This window comes from Neomoorella carbonis (assembly GCF_045278715.1).
GTDB classification, from domain to species: domain Bacteria; phylum Bacillota; class DSM-521; order Neomoorellales; family Neomoorellaceae; genus Neomoorella; species Neomoorella carbonis.
Genome location: NZ_CP136420.1, coordinates 65,060 through 79,631, shown reverse-complemented (window position 1 = coordinate 79,631; position 14,572 = coordinate 65,060). Strand labels below are relative to the sequence as shown.

16 protein-coding genes and 1 riboswitch are annotated in these 14,572 nt (G+C 52.5%); of the genes, 2 read left to right on the top strand and 14 right to left on the bottom strand.

Annotated features, from left to right (window positions below; translation table 11 throughout):
- Positions 1 to 34: 34 nt before the first annotated feature.
- On the top strand, positions 35 to 691 hold the full coding sequence (locus tag MCACP_RS00445) for a hypothetical protein (RefSeq protein ID WP_406677451.1): 657 nt from the start codon (positions 35 to 37) through the stop codon (positions 689 to 691).
- Here MCACP_RS00445 and MCACP_RS00440 read toward each other — a convergent pair.
- From MCACP_RS00440 to yabG, 10 genes are all read right to left on the bottom strand, one after another.
- Complete coding sequence (locus tag MCACP_RS00440; RefSeq protein WP_406677449.1) at positions 612 to 1,634, bottom strand: 3-hydroxyacyl-CoA dehydrogenase family protein; 1,023 nt, start codon at positions 1,632 to 1,634, stop codon at positions 612 to 614. The genes MCACP_RS00445 and MCACP_RS00440 overlap by 80 nt on opposite strands.
- A 123-nt stretch (positions 1,635 to 1,757) precedes the next feature.
- A complete protein-coding gene (locus MCACP_RS00435) occupies positions 1,758 to 3,566 on the bottom strand; it encodes a DUF342 domain-containing protein (RefSeq protein WP_406678636.1) in 1,809 nt (602 codons plus the stop codon).
- Positions 3,567 to 3,572: 6 nt separating this feature from the next.
- Positions 3,573 to 3,893 carry an STAS domain-containing protein gene (locus tag MCACP_RS00430; RefSeq protein ID WP_406677448.1) on the bottom strand — a complete coding sequence of 107 codons (321 nt, stop codon included), beginning with the start codon at positions 3,891 to 3,893 and terminating at the stop codon, positions 3,573 to 3,575.
- Positions 3,874 to 4,611, bottom strand: a complete 738-nt coding sequence (locus MCACP_RS00425; RefSeq protein WP_406677447.1) for a PP2C family protein-serine/threonine phosphatase — start codon at positions 4,609 to 4,611, stop codon at positions 3,874 to 3,876. Before MCACP_RS00425 ends, MCACP_RS00430 begins: the two co-directional genes overlap by 20 nt.
- The gene (locus MCACP_RS00420; protein ID WP_273172242.1) at positions 4,612 to 4,941 is read right to left on the bottom strand and encodes an STAS domain-containing protein; all 330 of its coding nucleotides are present in this window, start codon (positions 4,939 to 4,941) and stop codon (positions 4,612 to 4,614) included.
- A gap of 25 nt (positions 4,942 to 4,966) precedes the next feature.
- Positions 4,967 to 6,226, bottom strand: coding sequence for an ATP-binding protein (locus tag MCACP_RS00415; RefSeq protein WP_406677446.1), 1,260 nt, complete (start codon positions 6,224 to 6,226; stop codon positions 4,967 to 4,969).
- Between the two features lie 48 nt (positions 6,227 to 6,274).
- Positions 6,275 to 7,027, bottom strand: a complete 753-nt coding sequence (locus tag MCACP_RS00410; RefSeq protein WP_406677445.1) for an HD domain-containing phosphohydrolase — start codon at positions 7,025 to 7,027, stop codon at positions 6,275 to 6,277.
- 104 nt (positions 7,028 to 7,131) lie between these two features.
- A riboswitch (cyclic di-GMP riboswitch) is annotated at positions 7,132 to 7,219 on the bottom strand.
- Between the two features lie 618 nt (positions 7,220 to 7,837).
- Positions 7,838 to 8,266, bottom strand: coding sequence for a ferritin-like domain-containing protein (locus tag MCACP_RS00405; RefSeq protein WP_406677444.1), 429 nt, complete (start codon positions 8,264 to 8,266; stop codon positions 7,838 to 7,840).
- Between the two features lie 179 nt (positions 8,267 to 8,445).
- Entirely contained in the window at positions 8,446 to 8,721 is a 276-nt protein-coding gene (locus MCACP_RS00400; protein ID WP_406677443.1) for a Veg family protein, read from the bottom strand.
- Positions 8,722 to 8,865: 144 nt separating this feature from the next.
- Entirely contained in the window at positions 8,866 to 9,777 is a 912-nt protein-coding gene (gene yabG, locus MCACP_RS00395; RefSeq protein ID WP_406677442.1) for a sporulation peptidase YabG, read from the bottom strand.
- A gap of 239 nt (positions 9,778 to 10,016) precedes the next feature.
- Here yabG and MCACP_RS00390 point away from each other — a divergent pair, with 239 nt between their 5' ends.
- Positions 10,017 to 10,802, top strand: coding sequence for a LysM peptidoglycan-binding domain-containing protein (locus tag MCACP_RS00390; protein WP_406677441.1), 786 nt, complete (start codon positions 10,017 to 10,019; stop codon positions 10,800 to 10,802).
- A 98-nt stretch (positions 10,803 to 10,900) separates the two neighbouring features.
- On the opposite strand, the gene MCACP_RS00385 is transcribed toward MCACP_RS00390, so the two are convergent.
- From MCACP_RS00385 to MCACP_RS00370, 4 genes are all read right to left on the bottom strand, one after another.
- Positions 10,901 to 11,377 (bottom strand): ribonuclease H-like YkuK family protein, encoded by a 477-nt coding sequence (locus MCACP_RS00385; RefSeq protein WP_406677440.1) that lies wholly within the window; start codon positions 11,375 to 11,377, stop codon positions 10,901 to 10,903.
- A gap of 5 nt (positions 11,378 to 11,382) precedes the next feature.
- Entirely contained in the window at positions 11,383 to 12,264 is an 882-nt protein-coding gene (rsmA, locus tag MCACP_RS00380) for a 16S rRNA (adenine(1518)-N(6)/adenine(1519)-N(6))-dimethyltransferase RsmA (RefSeq protein ID WP_406677439.1), read from the bottom strand.
- A 125-nt stretch (positions 12,265 to 12,389) separates the two neighbouring features.
- Positions 12,390 to 13,391 (bottom strand): ubiquitin-like domain-containing protein, encoded by a 1,002-nt coding sequence (locus MCACP_RS00375; RefSeq protein ID WP_406677438.1) that lies wholly within the window; start codon positions 13,389 to 13,391, stop codon positions 12,390 to 12,392.
- Between the two features lie 113 nt (positions 13,392 to 13,504).
- Complete coding sequence (locus tag MCACP_RS00370; protein ID WP_406677436.1) at positions 13,505 to 14,491, bottom strand: 3D domain-containing protein; 987 nt, start codon at positions 14,489 to 14,491, stop codon at positions 13,505 to 13,507.
- Between the last annotated feature and the right edge of the window lie 81 nt (positions 14,492 to 14,572).

Genomic DNA, 14,572 nt, shown 5'->3' with positions numbered 1-14,572 from the left:
TTTGCGCTCTTACCAAGCAAGCGGGTGGTGGAAGATGCCATTCACGGCTCCCAGCGTGGCCAATAAAGGCAACCTGTTCCGCATTGGTCCCCGGATCGATATTCAGGTGGCGGTAGGGGAGCTTGTGACCTTCAATATTCTCCAGGATACCCTGATGCTGATCCCCGCCCGCGAATTACAGCCGGTTAGGCCCGGCCAGCTACTTGTCCCTGGCTGGCCGGGCTGGCAGGAGGGTGCCCGGCAAGCTTTTCCCTACCGTGTTGAGTTAATTGTGGCTAAAAGGGTGCTGGCTTCGACCTGGCGTGCAGACGATAACTTCCTTGTCAGGCCTTATATCCCGACCGGTCCGGCGACCGGCGTGCCGGTAAAGATCCTCACCTGCACGATAAAAAACATTGTGCCGCAGGGACGATTGCTCCCCCTATCCCCTGGCGATCAGGCCATTGCCGTGGCTTGCTACTCTTATGAAGTCGAAGTAATTTATGCTGATAGTGCCGGCAGGACGGCCGCCCTTACCCTGCAATCCGGCTTTCGCCGCCAGCAGGCCGTCGTCTACCCGGCCTCCGGCTACCTGGAGGTAAATGTTACGATCCAATGTTTGGGCAGCAGGATTATATCCCCGGTCGTTCCCCCGTCCGGGCCGCCTCCGCCATATAAGCCGCTGCGGCTTTGGCTGGAAACGCGGGTATAAACCCTAAATCTTCCTTCATCCGCTTAATCAGGTCTTCTTCCCTGGCTTTCTTAACGGCCGCTACCCGTTCATCCTGCCAGTCGTAAAAGCCGCGGCCGGTCTTTATCCCCAGTTCTCCCCGCTCTACTTTTTCCTTGAGAAGTTGTGACGGCCCTCTTTCATGGCAGAGGTCCTGGTTAAGGTAAGACTGGATGCTATAAAACACATCCAGGCCTCCCAGGTCCGCGCTTTCCAGGGGACCGGTAACTGCCAGGCGCCGGCCAAAGCTATATTTAACGGCCGCATCTACATCCTCCGGCGTCGCCCAACCCTGTTCCACGATGTACAGGGCCTCGCGCAGGAGGGCGAGCTGCAGGCGGTTGCCCACAAAGCCGGGCACGGCCTTTTTGACTTCAATGGGCTTCCTGCCCAGCCTGATTACCAGGGCCCGAGCCAGGTCCACAGTAGCCGCGGCCGTTTTTTCACCCCGTACTATCTCTACCAGTGGCAGCAAATGGGGTGGATTCCAGAAGTGGGTAACAATAACCCTTTCCGGCCGCCTGGTTAATGCCGCCAGCTCTGTGGGGTCCAGGCCGGATGTGGTTGAAGCCAGGATGGCGTGGGGCGGGGCCAGGGCATCGAGTTCTTGAAATAGCCCCTGCTTTACGGCCAGGTTTTCCACCACGGCTTCAATGACAAAATCGGCCCCTGCAGCGGCCTCTGCAAGGGTCGTAACCCCTTTAATGTTTTCCATTACCCCTTCAATGCGAAAGTCATCTACAAGACCGTTCCTTGCCAGCAACTCCAGGCCGGAGCGTATCTGGCTGAAGCCACGCTCCAGGCTGGCATCACTGCGGCCAAAAAGCCGCACTTGATAACCTGCCAGGGCGCATAATAAAGCAATGCCGTGGCCCATGGTGCCGGTGCCTAAAACGGCTATTCCCTTGATGTCTTCCAGTTGCATGATATCCCTTCTTCATCCCGGTCTAGCTATCGCGAGAACGCATTAATAATTCTTCCTCCACCCTTGATTTCCTCCTGCAAGTAAAAACCCCCTTCAGGGGGTTTTGTATCCGGCTAGCTTCTATCAGGCTGGCATATTACGCCTGGCCAGGTTTCCTTCCCGGTCAAGCCATAGCTGCACTCCCCATTCTTCCTGAACAAAACTATACTGACGGGAACCTATACGGATGGAAGTATTCTCAAAAGCATGATCTATGGTCACAGTAGCCCCGGCCTGGGTTTCGACCCTAGTGCTCGTACCGGTACGGGAGCCCAGTTCCTTAATATAAACGTCACCCTGGGCCTGGATCTCCCCACCGCGGAACACACCATGCACAGCTACCGCTTTCCCGGCCTGCAACCTGGAATGATAACAGCCATCACCTAGTACTTTAATGTTACCGGTGGCTATAACGGTTGAGTTAATGGCGTAGTGAATTATAATGTCGGACGCACCTTGAGGCGGTGTATTAATCTCATCCCGCCAGGTTATAATTTCTTTCAACATTGATTCCAGTTGTTCTAAACTGTTGATGGCCAATGGTGTCCTTACCAGGCGTTCCAGTTCATTTATCAATGCCGTCGAACTATTCATTGATATAGCAGGAAGGCTGTAGGCTTCCTTTTTTAGTAATTCTACCGCCGCAGGAAGCTCGCGAAATTTCTTCTCTAAAAGCAATAATACCAGGGGACCAATACCACCTTTAAGGTCATCCTTTTTAAAGGAAGGATGATGGAAAAGCTGGGTAGCAGCGGCTACAAATTGCTCCAGGATGGCAGCAACCCTGGCAAGTATCGCGCCGCATTTCTGTTGCAAAGCCCCCGTACTCCCGGCGGCCAGCAGGGAAGAAAAAACATTGCCGCCTACCTCAATTAAGCCCCCGGCCCGGACCATGGCCCTGGATACAGAGCCCTCTATATAAATATTACCGCCAGCCTCAACACTCATTCCTTCTTCAACCTGGCCGGCAATCATTACATCACCGGTGAAAGAAATGTTTCCCGAGGTAATATCAACATTACCAGGGTGCATGAGGGCAGGGAGCACACTGATAACAACCCGCCCTTTAACCCCCCTTGCCACGGGGCGGCCGGCTATGGTGGCAATGATCTCTAAACCATCTTTGCTTAAAACAGCGCCGGAACCGGCTGTCATTTGAATATCCCTGGGCTCGGGGGGCACGATTATTTCCCCCGTTACCGCCTTCCCCGGCCGCCCAACTTCAGCCGGATGTTTCCTGGCCAGGACCATTCCGGCTTCAACCGCGGTGAAACGAAATCTTTCCCGGAAGTTCACCGTCTCTTCTTCTCCGACTGCTACTGGAACCTTTTGCTGGGTAGTAAAAAATAATTCTACCGTGGCGTCTTTACCTGGTACGGGTGGTTGCCCCCGGGCAATAATTAAAGTACCCTCGGTTGAGGCTTCAAGTCCCCGGGCACAGGCCTGCCAATCGATACCATACTTGATACCCTGGCGCCCCATTTCCCTGGTTAAATCTTCCAGGGTAAAGGGTTTATAGAAATCTTCATGCTCCAGGACCTCCAGGTATAAAACCCGCGCCGGTGGCAGGTCCCGCACTTGCCGCCGGACTAACACCCAGGGTTTTACCTGTAAAAGTGCCTCCTGTTTATCCGCACTAACCTTTATCTGCCAGTATCCTTCCCTCCTTTCATCCAGAACGATTAATTCCACCCTGTCCTTCTCATTTACAGGCGTCGGTTCGCTTCGTTCTTCCCCGTTTACTACCAGGCGCAACCCCGGGCAGGGCACGATCACCGGATAAGGGCCTCCGGGCGGGTGTTTTATTACCAGCTGTCCGTTTATTACGGCCGCCCTGGGTGCCACGCCATTTTCCCCGGGCTGTTCAAGGGCTCCAGTCTTTAAAGATTCCACATGCAATCACTCCCCTCCACTTTGAGGGGCGCCTTTAAGGGTTTCTAAGACGCGAAAAAAGCCGATTATTTCCAGGTCATGGCGAATATTTGCGGGGATATGGGTAATTTTTAAAACGCGGTTCTGCCGGCTCAACAACCTGGCCTGGTTGAGAAGCATCCCGGCACCGGAGGAATCCATGAACTGCAGGTCCTTAAGAACTACCTCCACCACGGGAGCCTCCTGCCTTTCAATCTCTTGCTGCAACTGGGCAACATTGCTGTAGTCCAATTCCCCCGCTACCAGCAGGGTGGCCTTTTCCTTTTCTTTATTTACCCTGATTTCCATGACACTCACCACCCTTTTCCAGCTCTTTCTTAAGTATTACCAGGGTTACATCATCCCTCTGCTGCCTGCAGCCGGTAAAGGTAAATAAGTCACTTAAGATAACCTCCCGAAGTTCAACTGCGTCCAGGCAGGTATTGGCGGCAACTATCTCTTTGAGGCGATTTAAACCATAATTTTGACCATTGGCATCGCGGGCTTCTACCAGGCCATCGGTATACAAGATAACTACGTCGCCGCAAGAGAGGACAACTTGTTCCGGTCGAGTACCCTGGTATTCTTCCAGGAAACCCAGGGCCACCCCCCTTACCCGGGGTACGTGGATATTACGGCCTGAAAATATTACCGGAGACGGGTGTCCGGCGCTGAGGCAGGTTAAACAATTATGCTGCCGTTCATAAGAAATAAGGCACAGGGTGGCAAAGGAACCGGCGCGATGCAGCCGCTTTCCTCCGATTGCAGCCAGCTGATTTATGATTTCCAATAGGGACAGATCTTTCCTGGTACAGGCATGTAAGATTGTACAAAGCTCCTTCATCTGCCCGGCGGCACGCATACCTTTGCCCATTACATCTCCGATAGCAACAATAAGTTGGTCTTCACCCAGGGGAATAAAATCAAAAAAGTCGCCGCCTTCCAGGTCTGCTGGAATACTACACCCGGCACCCTGTATACCGGCATGTATTATTTGTTTCCCCTTGCCACCGGTATCCAGGGACATTTAATATTCACCCCCGGTTACCTTGCTCTGATCGCTGCAATCTAAAAGTTCTTCCATACCTACGAGCCGGAAAACTTCGGCAATCTCCGGACAGGGGTTAATAACCCGTACCTCACCCCCCTTCATTGACCACCGGCGCTGTATTTCTAATAAACCCCTGAGACCTGTAGAATCTATAAAGGATACCCCTGCCAGGTTTATTTCCAATTGCCGCTCTCCTTCCTGTACTTCTGCTGCTTGCTCCAGCGTGGCCAGTGTTTCCATGTCTAACTCCCCTTTAAGGTTTAAACAGCGCCCATTGTCGCCCTTGGTCACAGTGATTGCCAGCATAATATCGCTCCTCCTTTATCTTTACTTAAGAAGCTGGAGAACAGATTTCTTCACCTGCTGATTGATGGAAATCCAGGACCAGGGTGGTTCCCCTGGAACCGGTAGTTAGATAAACTTTATCAGCATAATAAAGCATTAAAGTAAACCCGCAACCAAGAGAATTTTGGGTGGAGTAATGTCGCATTAAAGCCGCTTTGGGTAAATCTTTTATCTTAATTCCCTGGCCCTGGTCTTGAATAATTACCCGGATGGCCGCATCCGTCTGCCGGACCACCCACTCACCACCCGTAGCATGTTTTAAGGTATTGGTCAATGCCTCCGTTAAAGATAAGGCCATGCCGTACGCGCGGGCGCTGAAAGCCGCAGGTAGCAGACTGCACAACTTGCTGCGAGCCAAAGCTATGTCAGCAGCCTTGTTAACTACTCCCCTTGCCAGTTCCTTGCCGTGGGATAATACAGCCACCATTTCTTCTGAAGTCAAAAGCTGCAGGCGCCCATTGGTGACGGCAGCCACGGCTTCCCGGTAGGCCACCATCTCCTGGCGGCGCATCTGCCTTTCCTTTTCAATAATTTCGGTAAGATCAAAGGCCAGCAGGCCCCCTGACCGGGAGTCAAGGGGGATACCGTGCAGGTCAAAAATCCTTTTACCATCATCACTTACTATCACTTCCCGGCAGTGGGTTCCCCGGTGTATTGCCTGGCGCATTAAATTTTCTATTGCCGGCAGGGGCAGTTCCAGGTCAGCCTGTCCTGTCAGATGGCGAAAGCGCCCCTTTTCGTAACGCATTACCTTGCCCAGCCGCATGGCATTGAAAATCTCCGAGCTTTCTAACTCGGCAAGTAGTCGTTCTTTAACCAGGTCCTGTAAATGGGCGGGAACTAATTGCGATACTTGCTCAATGAAGTCCCCCGTACTACCCGTCAGTAAACGGTATTCTTCATTACCCAGACGGCTGGCTGTTTCCTCGCCCCGGTAAACGGCTATGATATCAAAGAGGTGGATGTCACCCTTGCCCTTGGTCGGTACCCCTGCTACATCCAGGCTAAGATGCTGCTTTAAATAAATCCGGTATTGACCGGGAACGGGAGCTTGTGTTTCCAGGCCCAGTTCCATGGTATTCAACACGAGAATACGGCCGGCATAACGTTTCCCATCTGCGGCAACAAGGCTAACGCTTATGGGCACCGGTGGCTTCCGGCGCAAAGGTCCGGGACTCATGAAATAATCGCAGTCGATACAAGAACGATTTGGGGTCTTGCGGGTACACTGGCTACACTCTTGCATACCTTGACCCCCCCTCCACTGTCCGGTTTTAAACCTGGTTTAATAATTCTATTTCTCCCATATAAGAGAGGTTTTTGCTCTTTTTCCTTCCTGTAACTTATAAATACTTACTATCAACTTATCCAACCAGTGACTTTGGGCAATTACTAAAGGATGGGCAAGATCGCCGTAAATCTTAATTAACCTCTCGAGCCATTCTTTTTCTACCTGGATTTGCCTGGCAAGGGGGCGGGGATCCTGGTAGGTTGCCGGTTCGTAGGTGGCCTTTTTACTTAAGACAGTTAATATGTCCGGGTCAAATTGCAATCCTTTCCCGCTATGTATTTCCATCAGGGCTTCACTAACCGCAATCGCCTTACGGTAGGGTCGCGACGCCGTCATGGCATCTAAGGCGTCGGCGATGGTTACTATTCTGGCCAGCAGGGGAATCTGTTCATATTTAAGGCCGGCATAACCGTTTCCATTCCACCATTCATGATGGTAGCGAATAGCTGCTACCACCTCATCGTTGCCCCCTCTTTGCTCCACCCAGTCCGCCCCATAGTCGGTATGCTTTTTCATCTGCCTCCATTCCGTCTCTGTCAGTGGCCCCGGTTTCGTCAATATCTCCAAACTTACATGCATTTTGCCGGCATCATGCAAAAGGGCACCCCTCAACACGTCCCGGCAGTGACGGGCTTCTATTCCCAGATCCATGGCTATCCTCAAAGCAAAGTTGGCCACCGCAGCCGAGTGTAAGTACAGTACCGGCCAGTATTGCCGAATCTCCAGTAAAATTTTAGTAACAGTATCCCTTTGCACTAAACCCGCCCCCGCCTTCGTTCCATATAGAAAAAGCAAGGCAGCCACTAGTAATTTGCATGGCTGCCCTTTAAAAGTTAAGGTAAAATTAAAACCGACTTTAAAGTGGCAGCCTGGCAGTCATACCAGCATAGTGGCTACAGACCCATGGCTTTGCGTCCCACCCTTTCGAGTGGTTTGCCCTTAAACACTTTAATTTATTTGCATAAGAGATAGATATCTTTTCGGGAACCCTGGGAGCGGGGGAGAAGGAACGGTGACGGTAGTCCAGTCACCCATGGATATTTCTCCCAAAAAATTACATGGAAATTCTCGTTCCTGGAGGTGTTATGGAAGGTAGCACTGGAGAGGTTGGAAGGAGTGTTATTGGCAATAATTTTAAGGGGACTAATAGAGGGGAGGTCTTTTTCCAAAATTTTACAATCAAGGCATATAATCCCCCCCCCCCCCCCCATTGGTTATTTTTATATTTTATGTTAATTTCTGTTATGCCCTTTGCCGGCACAGGTACTATCCTCCAATCAGTTGCTATAATATTTTTTATTCGACCTCGCTCAACAAATTCCTTCTCTCAGGAAAAAGTAATGTCAATTTACCCCTCCGCAATTGCCAGAGACGCGGGTGTTCCAGGCCGGCCGGGCGCTGAGGCTGCGGGGATGTTATCCCCGACAGGGCTATAGGTTGATCCCTGGGCCTTGGGATGATAATAAATGGTGAACAAAAAACGCCATGGAAACCGGCGGCATTATCCATGGCACAGATACTCTTTAGGCAACGGGAAAGCGGGTCGCGGGCGTGTTAAAAGTAGGGTTATCTCACCTTCTGAATGCCCAGGGCCTTCTCCAGGTCAATAATATGTTCCTGCTCAACTACGGCAATCTCCCTGATGACCTGGGCGACATCGTACAATTTTAAGGCTTCCAGTTGCTCAATGCGCTGCAGGTAACGGTTCAGGGCGTCATACTCGGCCTCCAGGTCCTGGCGGAGCATTTCGACGTTATTAAGGGAGGTCTTGATTTCCTGCACCTGGACCGTCGGGATGCCGCCCAGGTACTGGATCTTGTCGCTCAGCTTTACGGCATGGTCGTGTTCCTCTTGGGCATGCTGGAGCTCTTCATCGATAATGGCCACATACTGGGGACCGGTAAGCATGCTGGCATGCTGAATATACTGGATCATGGCAGCGTATTCCCAGGACAGGTCCAGGTTGAGGAGCTTGATTATTTGCTCGAGGGTCATGGGTCCACCTCCAGGATTATGCTTATATTACATAATATTAGTTTTCCTGGTAAGTGTGCCCATAGAGATAAAGAAAGCCCGGTTATTGGTTTTATGCCGGTTGTATGGGGTGGGATAACGCAAGATATGCAATTATTGCGCGGATGCAAAGAAGCTATCAGGTTTGACCTGATAGCTTCTTAACGTTTGGCACCAAGTTTTTTAACGCCGTTTTCACCCTCGACCATTAATTCTACTGTATTGGTAAGGACATCGGTATAGCTGAAGGATATCCGGCGTTCCGGGCTTTTACTCTCTTCCAGTCGGATCACAAAGATGTTGGGGTAAGTCTTTTCCAGTATACCGGTCCTCTCCAGGATCTTTTTCCGCCCGCGGTTGGCCCTCAGCCTTACCTTCTGGCCTACCCGGGCCTCCAGGTCCTCTCTGATAGTTGCCAGTACTTCCTTGCCCGCCAAAAAAGACCACCCTCTTTCCGCGTATACTTTATTATACAACAGCTGGAGGGTGGTGTCAAGTTATTCATTTTATTCTACTAGAGAAACAGGCTTATTGTCAAGGGGAATATTGGTATAATTTTCGCCGTTGTTATTAAGATATCTTCAATAAGAGGAAGTAGGATAACCAAGGCGCAGTTTACCTTTGATCTCTATGCCCCCTATACCTTCATTGCCGGTGATGGTATCTTTAATTATATCCGCAGGGCCGAGGGTTTTTTCAATAGTTGTATAGGCAATGCGCTCCACCACAAAAACCGGATCATAGGCATGAATTAAAACCCGGCGGGGCGAACTGGCAAAGGTGGCTCCGGCCTTAAGCAGAGCCTCATAATGGGACTGGCAGGCCCCGGCAAAAATAGCCAGGTCATCATGGGTAGGCCTTAATGTCCGGGCCGCCCTTACTGCTGCTACAAAGTGCTTCGAATGGCGGTAGCTGTCCAGATCGGTATAACTGCTGCTCTTTTCCCGCAGCAGGCCGTCATGACCCGTAAGAACCAAAATATCTGGGGTATATTCTTTTAAAAGCTCCTCCACTTTGGATGCCTGCTGTTCTTCAGGCAGACACACGCCCTGGGCCGGTATTTTTAGCTGCTCATAGGCATGGAGGCATTTATCGAGGTACTCTTCGTCGCCGTCAATATGCAGCACCCGGCCCGGCACCTCAAAAAAACCCTCACCGGGGATGCCTTCCCTCTTGTCCGGTTCCCTTTCTTCCCGGCCCGGCCTTTCACCCCGCAGCATAAAAGCCTCCCTTTCGGCTTCCCGGCGCTGCAAAATCCGCCGGAAACAAAGGCTGTGCTTTTGAATGTCGCAGTGGCGGTAATGCAACACTTTTTCGGCCGGCTGCAGTTCCAGGTCCTCCAGGGGAGCATCAGCTACCAGCCTGACATCCAGTCCCCTTAAAATAGCAGTAGTTTCTCCTGTGTCAGTTATAATAAGGGACTTTACTTTAAAGAAGATATCTTTGCCGTATTTTTTCCGCGCCACGATATCCCCGGGCTTAATGTTATTCAACCTTCTCCCCTCCCCCATAAGCCCTGTATCAATCTATTTTATGCCCCGGGACTTAAGGAGGTGAGGGCCGTACCCCGGACAATAACCTTTCATTTTGCCCTGATGATTATGTAAAGTTACCATAATGCACCGGTCCTGGCAACTATTTAGCAATGACGGGCCATGATAATTGAATGTATAATGGTAGTAAGCTGGATGACAGGCCGGGAGATAAAGAAAAAATCAGTTCGAAGGAGTTGATGGCAATTTCTAGAACAATTCATCCCAGCCTGCGGCTATTTTGCCTGGCTTCGCTCCTGCTAATCGGCATCCTCGCCTTTACCGGCACAGCAAGTGCCGCCACTTACACCGTCCAACCCGGTGATACCCTCTATCTCATCGGCCAGCGCTACGGGATCAGCGCCTGGGATCTCCAACAAGCAAACAACTTAAGCAGCACCTGGATCTATCCCGGTCAGACCCTCTGGATACCTGACCGGAATGGTGGTACTTACGTCGTCCAGCCCGGCGATACCCTCTTCCTTATCGGTCAACGTTACGGCCTGTCCTACCAGCAAATCATGGCCGCCAATAATCTCACCAGCGATGTTATTTACCCGGGACAAATCTTACGCATCCCGGCCGGGTCCTACCAGCCTGCGGCTTCCCGGGGGACAAGCAGTGGCTACAGTTCCAGCGATCTGGACCTGCTGGCCCATCTAGTCTATGGTGAAGCCCGGGGCGAACCCTATGCCGGCCAGGTAGCCGTGGCCGCAGTAGCCATTAACCGTACCCGGGACGGGCGTTTCCCCCGGACCATTGCCGGTGTCATTTATGAACCTGACGCCTTTACTTCGGTAAGCGACGGCCAGTTTTACCTGACCCCCGATGCCACCGCCTACCAGGCGGCCCGCGAAGCCCTGCGGGGCTACGATCCCAGCGGCGGAGCCCTCTACTTCTGGAATCCGGCTTTAGTGCCGGCATATTCCTGGGTTTGGACGCGGACCATTATTACCCAAATCGGCAACCATGTCTTTGCTCGTTAAAAAGCGCCATTAAAAAGTTGAGGTGGCGGCCTTAAAATTAGGCCATGCCACCTTTTTTACATAACCGCCGGGCTTGCAAAAGGCCGGTGTCGACCTTTTTAACCGCTCTTGGTATATTTATCGGCCACCTTGGAGGCCCCGCAGGAATAGGGTTTGATCCTGGCGGCAAAACCGCTACCAACTACCATGCCGACAATTTCCCGGATTAAATCCCTGGTATCGCCGTTGGGTCCGATGTCCAGGTGGATCTCCAGGTTGAGATCCGCATGGCCGCTGGCTGATAGCTTCTGAGCGATAAAGGTGGCCGCTTCCAGGCTCAAAGCCGTTTCATAAAAGATTTTCTGACGCAGGGAAGTAATCTTGCGCTGGTACCTTTTCCTGTAGTAGTAGCGGGCTCCCCTGCCTACCTGGTGGACTATTACAGCCGTGACAAAGCAGGTGCGGACCCGGGCCTGGGAATCCGTGCCAATAATGATTTTGTACTGGGCTTCGGGATTGGCCTCGATAAACTGCATCATATCGGCAAACATTTCTTCAGCCGTCAGGCGACCCCTGGTAGGACTGATATAATACACCGTTATCACCTTCTTCCTATTTGCTGTTGTAACGCTTTGCTCAAGTTGGCAAACTCTTCAATCGTCAAGGTCTCTCCCCTTCTCCGGGGATCGACTCCGGCAGCTGCCATGGCTTTTAGTAACAGGGGCCGATCCAGATCCAAGCTTCCCAGGGCGTTTAAAAGCGTCTTACGTCGCTGGTTAAAGGCGGCCCGGACCACCCGGAAAAAGAAATCTTCATCCCTAACCTGTACCGGCGGCTCCGGCCGGCGGGTTAATTTTACAACCAGGGAGTCCACCTCCGGCCGCGGGTAAAAAACGGTGCGCGGTACCTTCAAGATAACAGCTGGCTCCGTGTAATACTGGACCACTACACTCAAAGCGCCGTAATCTTTGCTTCCCGGTAAAGCCAGCATCCGGTAGCCAACTTCAGCCTGAACCATTAAAACAAGTTCCGTAATCTGAAATTTACCGGTCAGCAAATGCATCAGGATGGGGGTGGTTATATAATAAGGAAGGTTGGCCACTAGCTTATAAGTGGGCAACCTTCCTCCTCCATCTCCCTTAAATCTGGCAACTAGCTCGTCAAAATTAACTTTTAAGGCGTCGCCGGCAACCAGGCGCACATTGGCCTTATCCTTTAAGTTTTCTTCTAAAGCAGCTATTAAATCCCGGTCGATTTCAATGGCAATTACCAATCCCGCCTGTTCCGCCAGCTCCTGGGTAAGGGCTCCCAGGCCGGGGCCTATCTCGACAACAGTATCATCAGGGCCAAGGTCGGCGGCCCTGGCTATCTTCCGTACGATGTTGCTATCCACAAGAAAATTCTGGCCCCGGGATTTACGGGGTACCAGCCCTTTTTCCCGGATCAGGGCCAGGGTTTTACCTGGCGTGGCTACAGAATCCACCCCTATCCCTCCGTAAAGTTATTATACTACATCTGCAGCCGCGGTACAAATATATGTAAATGGAAAAAACCTAAATGGCAGGCCGGGGGCATATAATAATAAAAACCACCCGCTGCAGGGTGGTTTTAGCGTAAAATATAGACTTTTACCCGGCGGACGCCCCAGCGGGCCGTTGCCGCCTCCGTGTCCAGAAAAACGTCAATGCGGTTACCCTTGATAGCACTGCCCACATCCTGGGCAATGCCAAAGCCGTATCCTTCAACGTAGAGCCTGGTACCCAGGGGGATTACATCGGGGTCCACGGCTATGGTCCCAACCCGCGGATAAACCCCCGTGGCCGTCCGGGAACCTGAATGGGTGTATGCCGTGGCGACGGCCCAGATAACCCGCTCAAAGCGAAAACTGTATCCCCCGCGGGAAGCCATATTCAGGGCTCCTACAGCTATTATCTCCGGTACAGGTTCTTTAACTACCCTGGTTGCTACCAGCTCGCGGCCTGCTTCCTGCCCGTCTTCATAGACGATCCGGTAAGTTTCTTCCAGGATGCCCTTCTGACCCCTCTGGACAATACGAGTGATGCCTTTTTCTATCGCCCCGTCGGGTCGACGCTCCACCTGGTAATCAATTTCGCTGTTGACCGTTTCTACTTTATAGGTGACCCTGGTAACTTTGATTGTGTCCCCCGCCTTTACGGTGGTGGCGAGATCCGGGGTGACACGGTCTTCAGGCTGGAGGGTTACCCCTGCTTTGTTTAAAACCTCGGCCACTGTCGCCGGGGGAGTCAAAAGTTCCTTTTCCCGGCCATCAGCAATTATCTTTACCGGAACGGCCCTTTTGACCGTGACCACCATGCCTTTAGTCACAGGCGCATCCAGGGCCGGCAGAACAACATCCCCTGCCTCCAGGGTAATCTGCCGCTCTTTTAAAAGTTGTCCTACCTGGCCGGCAAAAGTCCGGGTTACGATCTCCCGCCCGTCTACCTGAAGGGTCACCTGCTTCCAGGCATAATTCATAACTCCCCACCCGGTGCCGGTAAAAAGCATTAATACCGCCACCAGGAGCCAGAGCCAGGGCCGGCGGCGCCCCCGGGAATTCTTCTGGCGCCAGTCAGCAATCCACCCGTCCATGGGTCACCTCCCTGGAAAATATCAATTTTACGCCCCCCTCTCAAGATGCGTCGACGATAAATACTTCGACGCGAGGGCAGTTTTTTCCTGCTCCCGTGCCTGGTAATTTTTGTCTATCGCCCCAGGATGCGCACAGTTACCTGGCGCCGTCCCCACTGGATGGCTTCGGCCTCACTATCTAAAAAAACGTCAATGCGGTTGCCTTTAATCAGGCCGCCGGTATCCTGGGCCACGGCATAGCCGTAACCTTCTACATAGAGCCTTGTCCCCAGGGGGATAACCCGGGGATCGACGGCCACTATTCCCCGGTAGGGCCAGATGCCGGTAGCCGTCCGGTTGCCGGTATGGGTATAAGCCGTAGCTATTACCTGCAGGGTATCCCCGGCCCGGGCCGCGGTAGCTGTCGGGTAGGCGCGGCTACCGTAGGCCACTATCCGCGGCTGGGGCTGGATTTCGATCCAGGTATCCAGAAGCTGGCGCTCGACCTCAACGCCATTCTCTTTCTTTACCTGGTATTTATAATAACGTACACCGGGCCGGCCTTCCTGGACCACCTTTTCCTGCCCCGGCTGTAAAGTCCGCTCCGGCCGGCGCACCAGGGGAGGAGGTACCGGTTCCCGGCTCAGTTCAACAGTATTTTCTACCCTGATGACCCGGACATACTGGTATGGATCATTGCTGCCCAAATTGCTTTCTACCCGATCTTCAGGACCCAGGGTTATGCCCTCCTGGGCCAGGATCCCGGTTGCCGCCGGCAACGGTACCTGGGACCAGAGATTCTGGCCGGCAATCTCAGCCGCTACCGGCACCTCGCCGGCCATGATCAGTTTTAAACCTGGCCAGAACCAGGCGCCGGGCAGGGGTAAAACCCAGTCACCGATCCTCAGCCGGCTGCCAGCAGGGTCCCGTCCTTCGCCAAAGAACCACTGGCTGGTGGTCACCTGCCTGGCGCCGCCATCTGCAAAAATATCAATGCGTTTACCGCTCCAGCCTACCATCAGCAGTGACTGGAAACCCAGAAGCAGACAGGCCAGCGCCAGCAATAGTTTTCGCCGGCCAGGGGCAGGCCGCCGGCCGGAAGGGGGTAATATCTTGAACATGATGTCACTCCTTCCATATTATGCCGGCTATAGCCTTGCCAGAATATTCGCCTTTTATACCCGTAAAAAAATCCTGCCCTG